This window comes from Deinococcus sp. QL22, from assembly GCF_023370075.1.
Taxonomy (GTDB): Bacteria; Deinococcota; Deinococci; order Deinococcales; family Deinococcaceae; genus Deinococcus.
The window spans coordinates 368,360-386,419 of the sequence record NZ_CP097149.1; the positions used below are offsets into that span (position 1 = coordinate 368,360).

Consider the following 18,060-nt stretch of genomic DNA (forward strand, 5'->3'; position numbering starts at 1 on the left):
GATGACTCTGCGGTGTTTTTTCGGAGAGTCGGGAATCAGAGCCAATCCATATGACTTCCCGAACCGGACTGACCGATACCATCGCCGCCATTGCCACTGCTCCTGGCAGCGCGGGCGTGGGCATCGTGCGCGTCAGTGGGCCAAAGGCTCTGTCGGTGGCCGACGGCGCTTTTGCGGGCAAGCGGCGGCCCTCACGCACGGCGGGCGGGCGCTTCCTGTTCGGGCAATTGGTGGGCGCAGACGGCGAGATGCTGGATGAAGGCCTGTGCCTGATTTTCCGGGGCGGGCGCAGCTATACCGGCGAGGACGTGGCCGAATTTCAGACGCACGGCAGCCCGGCGGTACTGGCGCGGGTGCTGGCGCGGGCGCTGGAACTGGGCGCTCGGCCCGCCCGTCCCGGCGAATTTACCCTGCGGGCCTACCTGGCCGGACGGCTTGATCTGGCACAGGCCGAAGCGGTGCTGGGGCTGGTGGAAGCCCAGACCGACGCCGCCCGCAGGCAGGCCAGCCTGGGGCTGTCGGGGGCGTTGGGGGCGCGGGTCACGCGGATTGCCGCCAACATCACGCGCACGCTGGCAGCCATTCAGGCCATGCTGGATTACCCCGAAGAAGGCGTGCCCGACGAAGACCGCACCGCACCGCTGGCCGCCGCCGAAGCCGATCTGACGGCGCTGGTGCAGAGTGCAAGGGCGGGCCAAATATCGGCACGCGGCGCACGCCTGGCCCTGATCGGACGGCCCAATGCGGGCAAAAGCAGCCTGCTGAACGCCCTGTTGGGCTACGAACGCTCGATTGTGACGCCGATTGCCGGAACCACCCGCGACTACCTGGAAGCTGGGCTGGAACTGGCAGGCGTGCCCGTGACCCTGATCGACACAGCGGGCCTGCGCGACACCGCCGACGAAATAGAGGCAGCGGGCGTGCGGCAGGCGCATGCGTTGGCCGAACGCGCCGATCTGGTACTGGCGCTGGAAGACGGCAGCGAACCCCGCGAGGCCTTGCCCGCCGACCTGCCCGATGGAGCGCGGGTGCTGCGGGTGCAGACCAAAGCCGACCTGCCCGCCGGGTGGACTGACCCGGCTGTGTTGCGCGTGAGTGCCGTGACGGGCGCAGGATTACCGGAACTGCGCGGGGCCGTACATACCGCCCTGATCGGAGACGCTGCACGCGGGGAAGCGTGGCTGACCACCGAACGCCAAGCCGACGCCGCCCGCCGCGCTCTGGAACACGTGCAGGCCGCCGTGAATCTGCCCGACGACCTGGCCGGGTATGAGTTGGAGGAAGCCTTGCGTGCCCTCTCCGACCTGACGGGGCGGGATGTGCAGGAAGACGTGGTGGACGCGGTGTTTCGGAATTTTTGCGTGGGAAAGTGAGTCGCTTTACGCCGGGGACGTGGTCACTGAAATGTGGGAAAAATGCAGGTGGGCAGGAAAATCACGGTTTGCTGCTTTGAAGTTTGGCAACAACTCTATAGATTCATCTCAGATCGCCACCATTCACAATCCAGCCCCTCAGCGCCCCACTAGCCCCGGCCTCGGCCACAGCCTGAAATTGGCTGGCCCCGCCACATCTTTCAGGTCTACCAAGCCGTAAGCACGGGAATCTAGGCTGGCCCCAATCCGGCGGTTGTCTCCCATGACCCACAGCTTGCCGGGCGGCAGGATCTGGGCGTTCTGGTCGCCAATAAAGCCCTCGCTGGCATAACTCTCGGCCAACGCTCGGCCATTGACCACCAATATCCCGTCCCGAATGGCCACGCTGTCGCCGGGTAAGGCCACCACCCGCTTGACGTTGTAAGGTCGGTGCTGAATGCCCCAGACCCTCTCGAAGGCGTATGGGCTGTCGGCGGGGGCTTTGAAAATGAGCAGGTCGCCCCGGCGCGGGTAGGGCGTGGGGAGGCCCCAAGCATGCAGCCAGCGAGGGTATTTCAGCAGCAGGAGCAGATCGCCGCTGGTCAGCGTGGGATCCATGCTGTCGCCGTCTACGCGGGCAAACGTACCCACAAAAGTGGTCAGCAGGTACACGGGCAGCAGCGCTCCCAGCAGCCATGTCCGGGCAAAAGCACGCAGCCCGGCAGCAGGCATCTCGGCAGCAGGGCGGGCAGGAGAAGCAGGCGTCACGCGGGGCATGCTAGCAGCGGCGCAGATGAACCGGGCGGTGAACAAGGCTGGATGAGAGCGGCTAGACCAATCGTTTAATTGAACAGTTGGTTTTTCTTTATGCCCGCTTCAGATTTGGGGGGCATAGATTCTGGGGGCAGTACGCTAGCTGCCATGACGGCTCAGGAACTTATTGTGGACAAGTACGAAGAGGGCGCAGGCACGCCCGCCCAGCCCGGCAAAATGGTACGCGTGCACTATACGGGCACGCTGGAAAACGGCCAGAAATTCGATTCTTCCCGTGACCGGGGCGAGCCGATAGAGTTCCCGCTGGGCGTGGGCTACGTCATTGCTGGATGGGATCAGGGCATTGCCCAATTGCGCGTGGGCGACAAGGCCCGCCTGACCATTCCCGCCCATCTCGGTTACGGCGATGCGGGCGTTCCCGGTGTGATTCCTGGCGGCGCGACCTTGGTGTTTGACGTGGAACTCGTAGACGTGCGCTGAAAGATTGATGCAAAACAATACGGCGCTAGGGCCAAAAGCTCCAGCGCCGTTTCTTTCGGCTACTTATCAGCGGGCTTATCCTCGACCACCGAACTCTCGGAGCGGTAGTTGCCCTGTTCATCCAAGTTGCCGCCCAACTTCACGTGGGTATCGGTGACGCCGGGGCCGTCCTGCACCACGCCTGCGCGTTCGGCAGGATCATTGGGAATGGGCGGGCGCGTGGCACTCTCCGAGTCGGTGCTGCGCTCCTGGGGCGCGTCTCCCTCGATGGTCAGGCCCATTTGCTCGTTGCTGGTATGTCCGGTCATGCGGCAAGGCTAAAACTGTGGTAGGGCGGGCGCGTGTGCAGCACGTAAAGCCGGGTTGGGAGTGGGCCGAATAAAGGCCAGCTTAAGCCCTTGACCTGTCTGGCTCTGTCTCCATTGGAACCGCTACAATTCTGGGCACACATGAAACGATTGGCGACGCTGATGACGCTCGCGCTGGCTGCTTCGGCTGCGGCGCAAACCCCTTTACCCAGTGGGACAGCTCTGGCTGTGGCGCAAACGGTGGCCCAGGCTGCCCCCGCCCCAACCCCTGCCGGAACTACTGCCCAACCCATTCCCGACAACGTGCTGCGCGTGCGCTACGTGCGCCCCGACGGCAACTACGAGGGCTGGGGCCTGCATATCTGGGAAGACACCAGCGCCCCCACCGAATGGGCCAAACCGCTGGCGCAAACGGGCAAAGATGCAGGCGGCGCGTATTGGGACGTGCCGTTGAAAGCTGGGGCGGCCAAGGTGAATTTTATTGTGCATAAGGGCGATGAAAAAGACCCCGGCCCCGACATGTCGGTAGACCTGACCAAAGGCCGCGAAGTGACCGTGACCAGCGGCAAGGAAGCCTTCGCTTACGGCGCACCCGCCGCCCTGAGCGACCCAGCTGTGCCTGCCAACACCGCCCGCATTAATTACTACCGCCCGGACGGCAAATATGAGAGCTGGGGTCTGCATATCTGGGAAGACACCACCAAACCCACCGAGTGGACTGCGCCATTGGCCCAGACGGGCAAAAACAGCTTTGGCGTGTACTGGGACGTGCCTATGAAAGAGGGCTGGAACAAGCTGAATTTTATCGTGCATCAGGGCGACAACAAGGACCCCGGCCCCGACCAGACGCTGAACAGCAGCGTGGGCAATCAAGCATGGATCGTCAGCGGCAACGCGGCAGTCAACACGACCCGCCCCGATACCAGCGTGCGCGTGGTGGGCGACCTGACCAGGCAGCAGGCGATCATGCTGGGACGCGACCTGGTGGCCGTGAAGCCCGAATTCGTGCAGCCCGGAGCCTTCCTGACGCTGCACACTGCCCCCGACGCCAGCCTGAAACTGACCCCGGCAGGCGTGGACGGCGGCACTCCCCTGACCCTGAACGTGGTAGAGGGCGGCCTGAGCGCGGCGCTGAAGGCCAAAGCGCCGTATCTGGCCGGATACGCCCTGCTGCAAGTGCGCGAGGAAGACCGGGCCAAAGTCGGCGCGGCCCTGCGCGGACAGGTGGCAATAAGTAGCGCCCTGCCCGACGGCACACTGATAGACGCCACGGGCGTGCAAACTGCGTGGGCGCTGGACGACCTGTACGCCTACGACGGCCCGCTGGGGGCCACGTGGCAGGGGGCCAAACCCACGCTCAGGCTGTGGGCACCCACCGCACAGGCCGTAAACTTGCGCCTGAGTGCGGCCAACGGCACGGGCGAGCGCACCGTGCCCATGACCCGCGACGCCAAGGGCGTCTGGACGGCGGCGGGCGAGGCCAACTGGAAGGGCCTCGGCTACCGCTATGAGGTGAAGGTCTACGCGCCCAGCACGGGCAAGGTGGAAACCAATCTGGTCACCGATCCCTATTCAGTGGCGCTGAGCCTGAACAGTACACGCAGCATTCTGACCGACCTGAACGACCCCAGCCAAAAACCTGCGGGCTGGGAAGGCCTGAAAAAACCCGCCCTGCGCTCCGCCAGCGACCTGAGCTTTTACGAACTGCATCTGCGGGATTTCAGCGCCGCCGATGCCAGCGTGCCTGCCGCCCAGCGCGGCACTTACCTCGCCTTTACACAGGCGAGCAGCAACGGCATGAAACACCTGAAAGCTTTGGCCGACGCGGGCCTGAAAGCGGTTCACTTGCTGCCTACCTTCGACATTGCCACCATCGAGGAAGACAAAACCAAGTGGAAGGCCACGCCCGACCTGAGCAAACTGCCGCCCAACAGCGACCAGCAGCAGGCCGCCGTGACCACTGTGAAGGACGCCGATCCCTACAACTGGGGTTACGATCCCTATCACTACATGGCCCCAGAAGGCAGCTACGCCGTCAATCCGGCAGACCGGACCCGCGAATACCGCGCCATGGTGATGGCGCTGAACGCGGCAGGCCTGCGCGTGGTGCAGGACGTGGTGTTCAACCATACGGCGGCCAGCGGACAGGCCGAACGCAGTGTCCTTGACCGCATCGTGCCGGGGTACTACCACCGCCTGAACGTGAACGGGGGCGTGGAAAACTCGACCTGCTGCTCCAATACCGCCACCGAGCACGCCATGATGCGCCGCCTGATGGTGGATTCGCTGGTGCTGATGGCGAAGGCCTACAAGGTGGACGGCTTCCGCTTCGACCTGATGGGACATCATCTGGTGGCTGATATGAAGGCCGCCCGCACCGCGCTGGACGCCCTAACTGTGCCCAAAGACGGCGTGGACGGCAAGAGCATCTATATTTACGGCGAGGGCTGGGACTTTGGCGAGGTGCAGGGCAACAAACGCGGCGTGAATGCCACCCAGATCAACATGTACGGGCAGGGCATCGGCACTTTCAATGACCGGATCCGGGACGCGGTGCGCGGCGGCAATCCTTTTGGCGGGCTGCAAGAGCAGGGCTTTGCGACTGGCCTGGCGACCCTGCCCAACGGCCAGCCCCAGAACACCGACCGCAACAAGGCGCTGCAACTGGCCGACCTCGTGCGGGTGGGCCTCAGCGGAAACCTGCGCGACTTTAAGTTCACCAACGGTCTGGGCAAAGAAACCACCGGGGCCAACGTGAATTACAACGGTGCGCCCGCCGGATACGCGGCCAGTCCCCGCGAAACCATCAACTACGCCAGTGCCCACGACAACCAGACCCTGTATGACGCCGTGGTGCTGAAGGCTCCAGCGGGGGCCACGCCCGCCCAGCGTACCCGGATGCAAAACCTCGCCCATAGCGTGGTGCTGCTGGGTCAGGGGCTCCCGTTCAGCTACGCGGGCGATGAAATCCTGCGCTCCAAGAGCTTTGACACCGACTCCTACAACAGCGGCGACTGGTTCAATACACTGGACTTTACCCGCGCCAGCAACGGCTTTGGCAAGGGCCTGCCGCCCGCCGAGAAGAACGAGGGCAACTGGAACCTGTACCGCCCGCTGCTGGGCAACGCGGCGTTCAAGCCCTCGGCCACCGAAATCACCCGCGCCTTCGATCACTACCGCGATATGTTGCGGGTGCGCTATTCCTCCAGCCTGTTCCGGATGGACACGGCGGCGCAGGTACAGCAAAACCTGAAATTCCTGAACACTGGGCCTAGCCAGACCCCCGGCGTGATCGTGATGCGCCTAACTGGAACCGTGAACACGACCAACCCTTACCGCAACGTGGTCGTCGTGTTTAACGGCAGCGGCCAGACGGTGAATTTCAGCGATCCGACACTGGCGGGCCTGAATCTGAGCCTGCACCCGGTGTTGGCCGCCAGCACCGACAGCACGGTCAAAACCAGCAAGGTGGCGGGCAGCAGCCTGAGCGTGCCGGGCCTGACGACGGCGGTGTTTGTCGGGAAGTGAAGAAGGGCGTCTAAGGGTCTAGGGTCTAAGGACAAAAAATGACGGCGGGGGCTTCGGCTTTCTGCCGTCTTTTCGGCTGCGAGATGCCTTACTTGCCCAGATAATCTTCATCTATCAGCCCTTAGACCCTCTGCCCCTTAGACCTGCCCACAGTCGCCCCGTAGACTCGCGCCATGACTGCTCCCCCCAGACCCATTATTTTGGACGGCGACCCCGGCATAGACGACGCCGTAGCATGGATGTTGGCCCTTGCCAGCCCCGCCGAAGTGCGGGTCTTGGGCGTCTGCAGCGTGCATGGCAACGTGCCACTAGACCTCACCAGCCACAACGCGGGCGTGATTCTGGCGCTGGCGGGCGAGGCAGGACGCACGGTGCCCCATTACGCTGGAGCCGACCGCCCCTTGGTGCGTGAGGCGATGACGGCGGCGGCAGTTCACGGCGATTCTGGCCTGCCCGCTGCCAATTTGCCTGCACCACTGCGGGAACCGGAAGGCCTGCACGCCGTTCAGTTCATGATCCAGGCCATTCGCGCCCAGCCCGGCGAAATCACGGTCATCGCCACTGGCCCGCTGACCAATGTGGCCCTCGCGTTTCGGCTGGCCCCTGACCTGCCCACCCTCGTGCGTGAAGTGGTCTGGATGGGCGGCAGCACCGCACACGGCAACCGCACGCCCGCTGCCGAATTTAATGCGCTGGCCGACCCACACGCCGCCCATGTGGTGCTGACTTCGGGAGCACAGGTGCGGATGGTGGGCCTCAATCTGACGATGCAGTGCATTGCCACACCAGACCGCCTAGAAGCCCTGCACGCACTGGGCAACCGCGCCGGGGCCGTGTGCGCCGAGTTCCTCACCTTCTACGCCGGGCATTACCGCGCCCGCTACGGCATCAATGGCGGGGCGCTACATGATCCGGTCGCGGTGGCCGCCGTCATTTGGCCCGAATTGTTCACCTTCAGGCCCATGCGCGTGCAGGTGGATACCCAGGACGGCCTGAATTTCGGGCGAACGGTATGCGACCTCTACAGTCAGCCCGGCCCAGAAGAACGGGTGCAAGTCGGGATGGACATAGATGAATCGGCCTTTTTTGCGCTGCTACTGGAGCGCGTGGGACGGCTCCCTTAGAGCATTTGAACGGAGTTGTTCATCGTGCTGGGAGCAGTAAGCCTCAACTCCCGTCCGGCACGATCTTTACCGCCCTGCAGTCCGGCAGAGAATAGGCCAACAGGGAGCCGCCGCGCAGATCGGCGATCAGGTAGGGCACCGAGTAGGCCGCCAACTGCGTATCGGTGCTGCTGGGGGTGGCGGGGCCCTTGGGGTGGCTGTGGTACAGCGCGATCAGGCTCAGGCCCTCCGCCTGCATCGCCCTGAGCGCCCGCAACAGGTGGCCCGGATCGGCCAGGTACTGCCGCGCCGGGTCAGGGGCAATGTTGGGCAGCGGGTAGAGTGCCTGCGTGTGCAGCCCGTCTGGGCGTTCATGGCCGCCTATTGCGCCCACGCACTCGGCAGGAGCGTCGCGGCGGGCATGTGCCCACAACGCAGCCTCCAGCACGCGGGGAAGGTAGAGGACAGTGGGGGGGGAGGCATCTGGAGCGGTCAACTCTGGATCAGTCTAGAGGCCGGTGGGCCACTGGGGCGAGGCGCACAAGGCAAACATTCATGGGTAAAGGTTCCCCGAACCTGTCCCTGACTTTGCAGGTCAATTTTGCGCCTATCACGCTGTTCGCACCGACTCCTGATAGAAGACTGGACAAATGCCTTTCCTTGCCCCGCCGGCTGCCCCGACCCCCCCAGCAGCAGCCTGCCCCGTCAGAAAGTTGCGCTGGGGGCGGAATTCCCGGCGCTGCCTGCGGGCGATGTGCGGTAGAGTGAAGCCATGTCGAAGGCGGTGAAGGCTCGGAAGGCGGCGGCTCCCGCAAACCGGTTTGATGGGGAGGCGTTGGGACTCGTCCTGTTCGCCCTCGGAATCTTTTTGGCGGTCACGCTGTTGCTGGAACCGCCCACGCGCACCGGCGGGGAAACGTCGGGCAGCCTGATGGCGCAGGCACGGGAACTGCTGCTGGGCTGGCTGGGTTGGGGCGCATATGTGCTGCCCGTCATTCCAGTGGCGTACGGCGTGCTGGTGTTCCTGGGCCGTGACCTCGCTAACCTGTCGCGGCGCGTGCTGGGCGGCGTGCTGGTTACGCTGGCGCTGCTGGCCCTGCACGAAGTCTTCGAGCCGGAAGCGGCGGGCAAGCTGGCAGAGGTCGTCATGGCCCCGCTGAGCGTGCTGAGTTATGTGGCGGCGCTGATTCCGTTGGTGGTGCTGACTCTGGGCCTGGAAATTATGCTGCGGCTGCGTCCGCTGACGATGCTGAAGGGGTTCTTCCGGCGGGTCAGTGTGCTGCTGGGCGGCGCGTCGGCCAACGTACAGGGCGCGATAGAAGCGCGGCAAGAAGGCCGGGACGCCGCACGCACCCGTACAGAGGCGCGGCAAGGTCTGAACGCCCATGCCCGCGATCTGGACACCCTGCGGAAGATATACCCATCGGCGCGGGAACTGAAATCTCAGGCCGAAGAAGTGCGGGCCACCGCACGCGAGCTGAAAGGGCTGGACGAGGCCGGACTGAAAGACGCCTCGCGCGATCTGGACGGCTGGCGGGCCGTCACCGCGACCTTTGTGGGCAACGCCGCCCGCGACCTGCGCGAACAGGTGGCAAGTGAGGCCCCCGACGCTGGAGCCAAGGCCGAAGCCGTAATGAAAGAAATCTCGGCGGGACGACATGAACTGAGCGTCGAACTGGCGAGCACGCAGGCCAGCGGAGAGCTGGAAACGATTCGGCGCCGCAGCGTGGGCGAAGTGCAGCGCCTGGCCCTGCGTGCGGGCAAGCTGGAGCGCGAGCGCAAGGCCGCCGAAAAGGCACTGACCAAAGCCGACGCCGCGCTGCTGGCCCGCGAACTGCCTGCCCACACCGAGCGCGTGACCGCTTGGGCTGAAGTGAGCCGCGAGTGGATAGACTGGCAAGACCGCGAGCGCCATTACCCTGGCTGGCCCGATCTGACCGCCGCCTTTGACCGCGCCCCCACCGAAGTTGCGACAACAGTGGCCGAAGCCCTCCGCAGCGACCCAAACGGCACACTGGCCGCGCAAGAGCAGTGGCGTGCCCGCCTCGCCCGCGCTCAGGAAGACGCGCTGCGCCGGGCCGAGGCGATGGCCGCGCCTGCCCCGGTCACGCCACCCAGCATGAACTTTGATTTCACCGATTTTGGCAGTTCTGGGGCTGATGCAGAAGCCGTGCAGAGTGCAGCCCCTCTGGAATGGCAACCGTCTAAATTGAGAGACTCCGGTTTGAAGGAATCCGGCAGCAGATCAGGCGGCGCGGTGGTCAGCCCGCAGCGGCCCGTACCCGCTGTTTCGCCCCCCCTCTCCCCTCCCCTGCCTGTTGGCTTGCCACCCGCTGGCCCCGATATTTTTGACGATGAAGACGACTTGGAAGCCCACCCGGATTCAACCAGTGCCGAGTTGGACGGCCTAGACCCCTGGGGCGACGACGAGGACATGCCTTTTTCGCGGCCCGATGCTCTATCTGCGGCCAAGGCTCCGGCCAGGCCTCCAGCCATGCCCGCCGTGCCTGTGCGCCAGAAACCCATGTTGGGGCAAGGCGGCGTACAGGCCGCGCCCTGGGAGAGTGCCGAGGTTCCAACCGAACGCCGCCGCGCCACGCCTCAGCCCATCGGGGCCACCGCTCCGGCCCTGCCCAGCTACGATCTGCTTGACCCAATTCCTCAGGTCGCCAGCAACCTCGCCGCGCTGGATGTGGCCGCACGCCAGCGGGCCGCCGTGATCGAGCAGACGCTCCGGCATTTCGGGTTGCAGGCGAGGGTCGTGGACTTTGCACGCGGCCCCACCGTCACCCGCTACGAAATCGAGCCTGCACCGGGCGAAAAGATTTCGCGGATCGCCAATCTCAGCAACGACCTGGCGCGGGCTTTGGCGGTGGGCGGCGTGCGAATAGAAGCCCCCGTACCCGGCAAAAGCGTGATCGGGCTGGAAGTGCCCAATTCCGAACGCGAACCCGTGACCTTTCATCAGGCAGCGGCCTCGCCGGGGTTCCGCAACACCCGCGCCAAATTGCCCATGATTCTGGGCAAAAGCATTGACGGCGAACTGGTGGTGGGCGACCTCGCCAAGATGCCGCACCTGCTGGTGGCGGGCAGCACCGGATCAGGCAAATCGGTGTGCGTCAACACCCTGATCACGTCGCTGCTGTTCAAATACCTGCCCCACGAACTGCGCTTCCTGATGATCGACCCGAAAATGGTGGAACTGACGCCCTACGACGGCATCGCCCACCTGGTGCGGAGCGTGGTGACCAATCCGGTAGATGCGGCCGGCGTATTGCTGGGAGCGGTGGCCCACATGGAGCGCCGCTACAAGATGATGAGTCAGGTGGGCGCCAAAAACCTGGAGCAGTACAACGCCAAGATGCGGCAGGTGGGCGACGTGGAATTGCCGCACCTGATCATCATCATCGACGAGTTGGCCGACCTGATGATCACCAGTCCCAAAGAGGTGGAATCGGCCATTATGCGCCTTGCACAGATGGCCCGCGCCACCGGAATGCACCTGATTTTGGCGACCCAGCGACCCAGCGTGGACATCCTGACCAGCCTGATCAAGGTGAATGTGCCCGCCCGAATCGCTTTCGCGGTGAGCAGTACGCACGATTCCCGCACCATTCTGGATTCGGTGGGTGCAGAGCGCCTGACCGGAATGGGCGACATGTTGTTTTATCAGCCCGGCCACGTGAAACCCGTGCGTCTGCAGGGGCCGTACATCAGCGAGGTGGAATCGGCCCGGATTACCGAAGAACTGCGCCGCCAAGTGTTTGAAGACGACTTTGTAGAAGCGTATGGATCGGACTTTGAGGGCGGAGTGGAAGCCAGCGGCCCCAGCAATGACCGTGCCAATCTGGACTTCAGCGACCCCCTGCTGCGTCAGGCGGCAGCAATTTGCATCGAGGAGGGGCAGGGCAGCGTGTCGCGCCTGCAACGCCGCCTGAGTGTGGGCCATGCCCGCGCCGGAAAACTGATGGATCTCTTGGAGGCGATGGGAATCGTGTCTAAACATCAGGGCAGTAAACCGCGTGATGTGCTGATTCATGAGACAGATTTGCCAGACTATTTCGGGAAATAACTCCCGGCACGAATCTGACTCAGCCTTAATACTCCGTGTCAGATGGCATATCTCTCTTCATCCTATAGATGAACATCCAGTGAGTATTGCCCCAAAGACCTTGGGCAGTTTGTTTAGGAGATCTGGGCAAATGCTGCTTTTGGTTGCTTTTCGGCGCTGAGTAGTGTTGATTAAGAAGCGAACTTTCCCTAGAGGTGAACTACATGAAAAAACAAACTGGTCTGATGACTCTCAGCCTGCTCCTCGCCACGTCCGCAGTCGCGGGCGGAGCCGGAACACCTGTCGCCCGTCCTGCAACCACTGCTCCTGCAGTCTGCAAGACCATTGCCCAACTGGTTACCAGCGACCCTCAGTTCAGCACGCTGGCTGTGGCTGTTGAAGCTGCTGGCTTGGGAGACGTTCTCAGTAGCGGCGCGTTTACCGTCTTTGCCCCTACCAACGCCGCGTTCGCCAAGGTACCCAGCGATATGCTCGCCACGGTACTGAACGACCCCGAAATGCTGCGGAGCGTGCTGCTGTACCACGTGGTTCCCGGCAAGATCGCTGCTCAGCAAGTGGTGGGCCTGAAGAGCGCCCGCACCGCGCAGGGCTCCACTATTGCGGTAACGGTCAACGGCAGCAACGTCATGATCAACGACGCCAACGTGACCAAGGTCAATGTGGCCGCCTGTAACGGCGTCATCCACATCATCGACACGGTTCTGATGCCCCCAATGGCCGCAGCGGTGGCTGAAACGCCCACCCCGGCACCTGAGCCTGTGGTCGAAGAGACTCCTGCTCCTGAGCCTGTGGCCGAAGAAACTCCCGCTCCTGTGGCCGAGGTTGCGGCTCCTGCGCCAGTCTTCAACATCAGCCAGATTCCTGCCACTCCCCTGAGCGGCGCGACGACCACCACGACCACCACCGAAACCACGACTGAGGCGACCACCGAAACCGCCACCGAAGTCGTGACGACGGAACCCGCTCCTGAAGTGACGGCCACCGCCGAACCCACTGCCGAGTGCGTCGTGGGCAGCAACACCCTGTACGACTTGATCGTGGCTGATGACCGCTTCAGCACGTTGCGCGACCTGCTCAGCGATGCGGGTCTGACCGAGACCTTGATGAGTGGCGACTACACCGTGTTTGCGCCCACCAATGACGCTTTTGCCGCTATAGATCCTGACACCTTGGCGATCATCGCCAGCACGCCTGATCTGCTCAGGCAAGTACTCCTGTATCACGTCGTGGCTGGAACCGTAACCTCCGAGCAACTTGCAGGCGGCGAAGTGCTCAAGACCGCAGAAGGCAGCGACCTGACCCCTGGCAGCAGCGACGGCAAACAGCTGATCGGAACGGCCACAGTCGACGTTGTCTCGGCTGCCGTAGGCACCACCACTACCCCTCCCTGTAACGGCGTGCTGTACAACATCGATCAGGTGTTGCTGCCCCCCACCTTCACGCTCCCTGCCCCTGTGGTAGAACCCCCCGCTGACGCAACTGCCACGGTCACCACCGATAGCACGGCCACTGCGACGACGACCACCACCACGGCCACCACCACGACAACGGCTACTCCCGCTCCTGCGGCAACCGCCACCACGACGGCTACGACCACCACCACAGCCACTCCTGCCGCAACGGCAACCACTACCACGACGACGTCCATCCTGTTGGCCGACGCCCGATTCAGCACGCTGGCAGGTCTGATTCAGGCTGCTGGACTGGCTGACACGCTGAACAGCGGTACGTACACCATCTTTGCCCCCACCAACGACGCCTTTGCCAAAGTGTCGGCCAGCACGCTCTCTACGTTGCAGGCTGATGTGACCAAGCTCCGTCAAGTGCTGCTGTACCATGTGGTCGCAGCCAGCATTGACGGCACCAATCTGGCCGCAGCCAGCGAGTACACCAGCGCTCAAGGTGGACGTCTGGCCGTTACCCGCACCGGTACGCCCCAGGTGCTCCGGATTGGTGACGCGGCCATCGACACTGCTTCTGCACTCGATGCAGGCGCGAGCAAGGTGTATGCCATCGATACACTCTTGATCCCACAAGAGCTCCGCTAAAGCTTCCTGACTTCATGGCCGCGCCTCTGACTGAGGTGCGGCTTTTTGACGTTATATGGACTTTACCCCAATCGGCTACAACCTTGGATAGCACCACTTGCGACCCCAGAGTGCTTGCTCTTCGTCAGGCTCGGAGTTCAGGCCAAAAAGCTGGTGGTTTCAGGTCGGTCTCCGGATGACAGAACAATGCTCTAGGCTTTTGGCACAGAAGGGCCGAAGCGGTCTGCCGGATGTTGGCGCAGGAATTCCGCCCATGTTGCTGCTGTACGCGGCAACTGCTGCGTTTCTGTCCAAATCCAGTAGGGGGTATACAGACTCCGGGCCGTCACGAGTTCGTCCCGGAAAATTTCGGCGCTGAGGCCCATATCCAGCAGGCCACTGCTTTCGAAACGGTGCAAGATGCCCGCCCGGTCATAGGACACACGCCGCAATTCTGCTTGCCAACCGTGCGGTGTGGCGGTCAGGAGCAAGTAAGCTGCGCGGGGATCGCCGTCGGCGGGTGCGCCTACAGCCCCGGTATTCAGGACACGCACGCTCTGGCCGCCCGCCAGCTTGAAGATGGCGTCGGCTGGGCGGTGAATATGCGAGCCGATGAGGAGTCCAAATCGGCCCGACTCGGCCAGTTCTGTCACCCTTTCCGGCGCGGTGCGCTCGCTAATGCCTTCGCGGTATTCGGTGGGCGTACCGTGTGAAATCAGCACATCAGGCAGGCCGGGGGCCGAGAGGGTCAGCGACATGGGCCAGTCGGCAGGCGCGTGCAAGAGTCCGGCCCGTTCCAGTTGCTCGGCACTCCAGGCTGTTGCGCCCCAGAACGGATCGGTGAACCAATCGGCAGGCAAGAGGCCGCTCCGTGCTTGCCACAGCCGCAGCAGATCGTCGTGGTTGCCCAGCGTAAAGCGCACGCCCAGCGGGAACGAGGCGGGCAGATTCAGCAAGGTTTCCAGCGCCTCCACACTGTCGGGGCCACGGTTGACCACATCGCCATTGACGATCAGGCCTTCGGCTCCCTGTGCGCGGGCGTCGTGCAGCACGGCCCGCAGCGCGTCGGCGTTTCCATGAATGTCGGCCAGCACTGCAAGACGCATGACTTTGCATTCTACGGTCAAAGAGCGGCAGACGAATCTGAACCGATTCTCAATAGAGGGTGCGTGCAGTTTGGGAAGCCGCCCCACGCTCTAGACTGCACCCATGATCGAGGCACTGATCGGAAACACGCCCTTGCTTCAGCTTCGGCGGGTCGTGACGCCAGAAATGGCCGACGTATTCGTGAAACTGGAGGGCCAGAATCCCGGCGGCAGTATCAAAGACCGCACCGCGCTGGGTCTGATCGAGGACGCCGAGCGGCGCGGCCTGCTGAAACCCGGCGGCACGATTGTGGAACCCACCAGCGGCAATACCGGCATCGGGCTGGCGCAGGTGGCTGCCGCCAAAGGTTACCGCCTGATCCTGTGTATGCCCGCCCAGATGAGCGAGGAGCGCAAACGCACCCTGCTGGCTTACGGCGCGGAACTGGTGCTGACCGACCCCGAACGCCGGATGCTGGCCGCCATAGAGGAAGCCGAGAAAATCGCGGCAGACACGGGCGCGGTGATGATGGGCCAGTTTACCAACCCCGCCAATCCTCAGACGCATGAGCGCACCACCGGGCCGGAACTGTGGGCGCAAATGGGCGGCCAGATTGACGCGTTCGTATACGGCTCCGGCACAGGCGGCACCATCAGCGGCGTGGGCAGGTTTCTGAAAAGTCAGGATGCCGGGGTGAAAGTGGTGGCGGTCGAGCCTGCCCGGAGCAACGTGCTGAGCGGCGGCGAACGCGGCGAACACGGCTTTCAGGGCATGGGGCCGGGGTTCGTGCCCGCCAACCTTGACCGCAGCGTGATCGACGAAATCTTTCCGGTGTGGGAAGAGGACGCCTACCCGCTGGCCCGCCGCCTGGCGCGTGAGGAAGGCGTGTTCGTGGGCATGAGTAGCGGCGGCATGATCTGGGCCGCGCTGGAGCTGGCCCGCAAGTTGGGGCCGGGAAAACGGGTGGCGACTATCGCCTGCGATACGGGCGCACGCTACCTGACGACCAGCCTGTTCAGCGATACGGGCACGGGCACGCCCAAGGGATTTCGACCTTATTCCCGCGAGCGAATAGTGGAAGAAGTGCAGGCGGGTTAAGAACACCGCACCAACCCGTTTTGTTAAGAATTTCACGATATCCGGTCAGATTGAGACGGAAGTGACAGCTTATAATTTCTTCATGTTGCCTCAAAAACTTATTGCAGAAGCGATCGGTACGTTCGCACTCATTTTCGCTGGCGTTCTCGCCATTACCAACGACGCCGGGCTGTTGGGCGTGGCTTTTGCACACGGCCTCGCTATTGCAGTCATGGCTATGGCGCTGGGTACGGTCAGCGGCGGGCAGTTCAACCCTGCCGTCAGCATCGGCCTGAGCCTCACAGGCAATCAGGATTGGCGCACCACCGCCGCCTTTATTCCGGCCCAACTGGTCGGTGCGGCCCTCGGCGCTTTCGCGGCCCTGGCCACTGTCGGCGAGGCCAAACTTAGCGCCGTCGGCTACGGCGTCGCCAACCCCGGCGCAGGCATCAGCGTAGGCGGCGCGTTCCTGATGGAAGTCATCCTGACCGCCTTCCTCGTGTTGGTCGTTGTCAAGGTTGCCATTCATCAGCGCAGCGTAATGGGCGGCCTGATCGTGGGTCTGACTATCGTCGTGGACATCCTGGCAGGCGGCCCCATCAGCGGCGCGGCCATGAACCCCGCCCGTTCGTTTGGCCCTGCACTGGTGTCGGGCGACTGGGCCAACCACTGGATCTACTGGCTGGCTCCCATTATCGGCGCGGCGCTGGGTGCATTTATTGCCGAATTTACCGAAGGGCTGCGGCCTAAAACGGTTCCCCCTCTGAAGAACTGAGGCGAACCCAAAACAGGAAAGGCGGCCCAGTTGATCGGGCCGCCTTTCCTGTTTGGCTTTGAATTATGACTGTGAGCTACGGATCAGAGCTCTGAGCCAGAGATTACGGTTCATAGCTCGAAGCGTCTTTGCCTTAGCGCCGCCCGCCGAACATGCCGATCAGGTCGTCGAGGCCGCTGCCATCGCCATCGCGGTCGAGCACTTTATTCAGGCTGCCGAACAGGTCGCCGCCGGGGGCTTGCTGCTGAGGCTGCTGGTATTGGCCCTGACCCTGCTGCTGTTGGCCGCCGCCCAACACGCTGCCCAGCATGCCGCCGAGGCCGCCCATGTTGCCCTGCTCAGGCTGCTGGTACTGGGGCTGCTGATAATGAGGCTGCTGAGTCTGTTGCTGCTGCCCGCCGCCCAACAGTCCGCCGAGCATGCCGCCCAAGCCGCCTGCGCCGCCGCCCAACATGCCGCCCAGAATGCTGCCGATATCGCCGCCGCCCTGCATCTGACCGCCACCCTGTGCTTGCCCCTGCCGCTGACGGCTCAGGTAGCCCAGCACCAGTGGAGCGAGCATAGAGAGCACCTGCATCGCCATTTGCGGGTCGATGCCTGCCCGTTTGCCCACAGCGTTGGCGGCGGCCTGCTGCTGCCCGCCGAACACATGGCCCAGAATTTTCTGGCCGTCCTGGGTGTTGGGCACCTGCCCCTGACCGAAGGCGTCGAGGGCGCTGCCGTCGTGCTGGTTCAGTGCGCCGGTCAGGGCGTCGAGGCCACCGGGTTGGGTGGCGTTGCGGGTCAGTGCGCCCAGCAGCAGCGGTACGGCGGCTTCCATTGCGGCGCTGGTCTGGTTGGGGTTGGTGCCCAGTTGGTTGCCCACCGTCTGCTGCGCCTGTCCCATTCCGCCGAGCATGTTAAAAATGTCCATCATGGTGTGATCCTCCGTGGGCGCGTGGCCCTGAGCAATAGTGCATGTGAAAAAACCGTCATGAGTTGATGCTGGCTCATAGCCTACTGCTCCGGCCGCCCAACAGACACCACCAAAGGCCGGCAGACGTTCAGCAAAAGCTGAGGTTCATGGGGGTCGGCAAACAAAAATACTGGAGTGGACTGCTATAAATGACCGTATGTCTTCAAGTATGAAGTCACTAGACCGCTCCGGGTTGGATGGACACCCGGATATCCAAAAGTCCCGGAGAGTTCAGGCTGTGGATCACTTCTGCTGATCGTTTGCTCAGCGCTGGCGCTCCTCAGTGCGACGACATGAAGTTTTGAGTATGGCTTGAGCGGCGCGAATCTATTCCTGATCGCCTGCTCTACCGCGCCCGTGTTCGTGGGTTGGTGGTTCTGGAACCGTGCCCGCCGTGTTGGTCAGCCTTTCTCTACAGCAGTTATCGCGTCGGCGGCCAGCAGTCTAATCGCGGATTTATGGCGCGTTGCCTCCTCGATGGCAGGCACAACAGCCGTTAAGCATGGTGGATTAGGTAATCTTG

At 63.4% G+C, this 18,060-nt stretch carries 13 protein-coding genes; 8 read left to right on the top strand and 5 right to left on the bottom strand.

Annotated features, from left to right (window positions below; genetic code table 11):
- Positions 1 to 50 precede the first annotated feature (50 nt).
- Positions 51 to 1,373, top strand: coding sequence for a tRNA uridine-5-carboxymethylaminomethyl(34) synthesis GTPase MnmE (gene mnmE, locus M1R55_RS01705; RefSeq protein ID WP_249393033.1), 1,323 nt, complete (start codon positions 51 to 53; stop codon positions 1,371 to 1,373).
- Positions 1,374 to 1,511: 138 nt separating this feature from the next.
- On the opposite strand, the gene lepB is transcribed toward mnmE, so the two are convergent.
- Positions 1,512 to 2,129: a signal peptidase I gene (lepB, locus tag M1R55_RS01710; protein WP_249394097.1), complete on the bottom strand. Its 618-nt coding sequence runs from the start codon at positions 2,127 to 2,129 to the stop codon at positions 1,512 to 1,514.
- A 144-nt stretch (positions 2,130 to 2,273) separates the two neighbouring features.
- On the opposite strand from lepB, the gene M1R55_RS01715 reads away from it, so the two are divergent.
- Positions 2,274 to 2,606, top strand: a complete 333-nt coding sequence (locus M1R55_RS01715) for an FKBP-type peptidyl-prolyl cis-trans isomerase (protein ID WP_064015848.1) — start codon at positions 2,274 to 2,276, stop codon at positions 2,604 to 2,606.
- Between the two features lie 59 nt (positions 2,607 to 2,665).
- On the opposite strand, the gene M1R55_RS01720 is transcribed toward M1R55_RS01715, so the two are convergent.
- Positions 2,666 to 2,914 carry a hypothetical protein gene (locus M1R55_RS01720; protein WP_249393034.1) on the bottom strand — a complete coding sequence of 83 codons (249 nt, stop codon included), beginning with the start codon at positions 2,912 to 2,914 and terminating at the stop codon, positions 2,666 to 2,668.
- Positions 2,915 to 3,055: 141 nt separating this feature from the next.
- Here M1R55_RS01720 and pulA point away from each other — a divergent pair, with 141 nt between their 5' ends.
- Both pulA and M1R55_RS01730 read left to right on the top strand, forming a co-directional pair.
- Positions 3,056 to 6,442 (top strand): pullulanase-type alpha-1,6-glucosidase, encoded by a 3,387-nt coding sequence (gene pulA, locus M1R55_RS01725; protein WP_249393035.1) that lies wholly within the window; start codon positions 3,056 to 3,058, stop codon positions 6,440 to 6,442.
- A 173-nt stretch (positions 6,443 to 6,615) separates the two neighbouring features.
- Positions 6,616 to 7,566, top strand: a complete 951-nt coding sequence (locus tag M1R55_RS01730) for a nucleoside hydrolase (protein ID WP_249393036.1) — start codon at positions 6,616 to 6,618, stop codon at positions 7,564 to 7,566.
- A gap of 43 nt (positions 7,567 to 7,609) precedes the next feature.
- Here M1R55_RS01730 and M1R55_RS01735 read toward each other — a convergent pair whose 3' ends face one another.
- Entirely contained in the window at positions 7,610 to 8,041 is a 432-nt protein-coding gene (locus tag M1R55_RS01735) for a Mov34/MPN/PAD-1 family protein (RefSeq protein ID WP_249393037.1), read from the bottom strand.
- A gap of 276 nt (positions 8,042 to 8,317) precedes the next feature.
- On the opposite strand from M1R55_RS01735, the gene M1R55_RS01740 reads away from it, so the two are divergent.
- Both M1R55_RS01740 and M1R55_RS01745 read left to right on the top strand, forming a co-directional pair.
- A complete protein-coding gene (locus tag M1R55_RS01740; RefSeq protein ID WP_249393038.1) occupies positions 8,318 to 11,617 on the top strand; it encodes a DNA translocase FtsK in 3,300 nt (1,099 codons plus the stop codon).
- Positions 11,618 to 11,841: 224 nt separating this feature from the next.
- On the top strand, positions 11,842 to 13,665 hold the full coding sequence (locus tag M1R55_RS01745) for a fasciclin domain-containing protein (RefSeq protein ID WP_371827136.1): 1,824 nt from the start codon (positions 11,842 to 11,844) through the stop codon (positions 13,663 to 13,665).
- A 191-nt stretch (positions 13,666 to 13,856) separates the two neighbouring features.
- On the opposite strand, the gene M1R55_RS01750 is transcribed toward M1R55_RS01745, so the two are convergent.
- Entirely contained in the window at positions 13,857 to 14,750 is an 894-nt protein-coding gene (locus M1R55_RS01750; protein ID WP_249393040.1) for a metallophosphoesterase, read from the bottom strand.
- 103 nt (positions 14,751 to 14,853) lie between these two features.
- On the opposite strand from M1R55_RS01750, the gene cysK reads away from it, so the two are divergent.
- Complete coding sequence (gene cysK, locus M1R55_RS01755; RefSeq protein WP_249393041.1) at positions 14,854 to 15,828, top strand: cysteine synthase A; 975 nt, start codon at positions 14,854 to 14,856, stop codon at positions 15,826 to 15,828.
- 82 nt (positions 15,829 to 15,910) lie between these two features.
- Entirely contained in the window at positions 15,911 to 16,582 is a 672-nt protein-coding gene (locus tag M1R55_RS01760) for an MIP/aquaporin family protein (protein ID WP_249393042.1), read from the top strand.
- Between the two features lie 133 nt (positions 16,583 to 16,715).
- Here the strand turns inward: M1R55_RS01760 and M1R55_RS01765 are convergent, their stop codons facing one another.
- Positions 16,716 to 17,498 carry a DUF937 domain-containing protein gene (locus M1R55_RS01765; protein ID WP_249393043.1) on the bottom strand — a complete coding sequence of 261 codons (783 nt, stop codon included), beginning with the start codon at positions 17,496 to 17,498 and terminating at the stop codon, positions 16,716 to 16,718.
- Between the last annotated feature and the right edge of the window lie 562 nt (positions 17,499 to 18,060).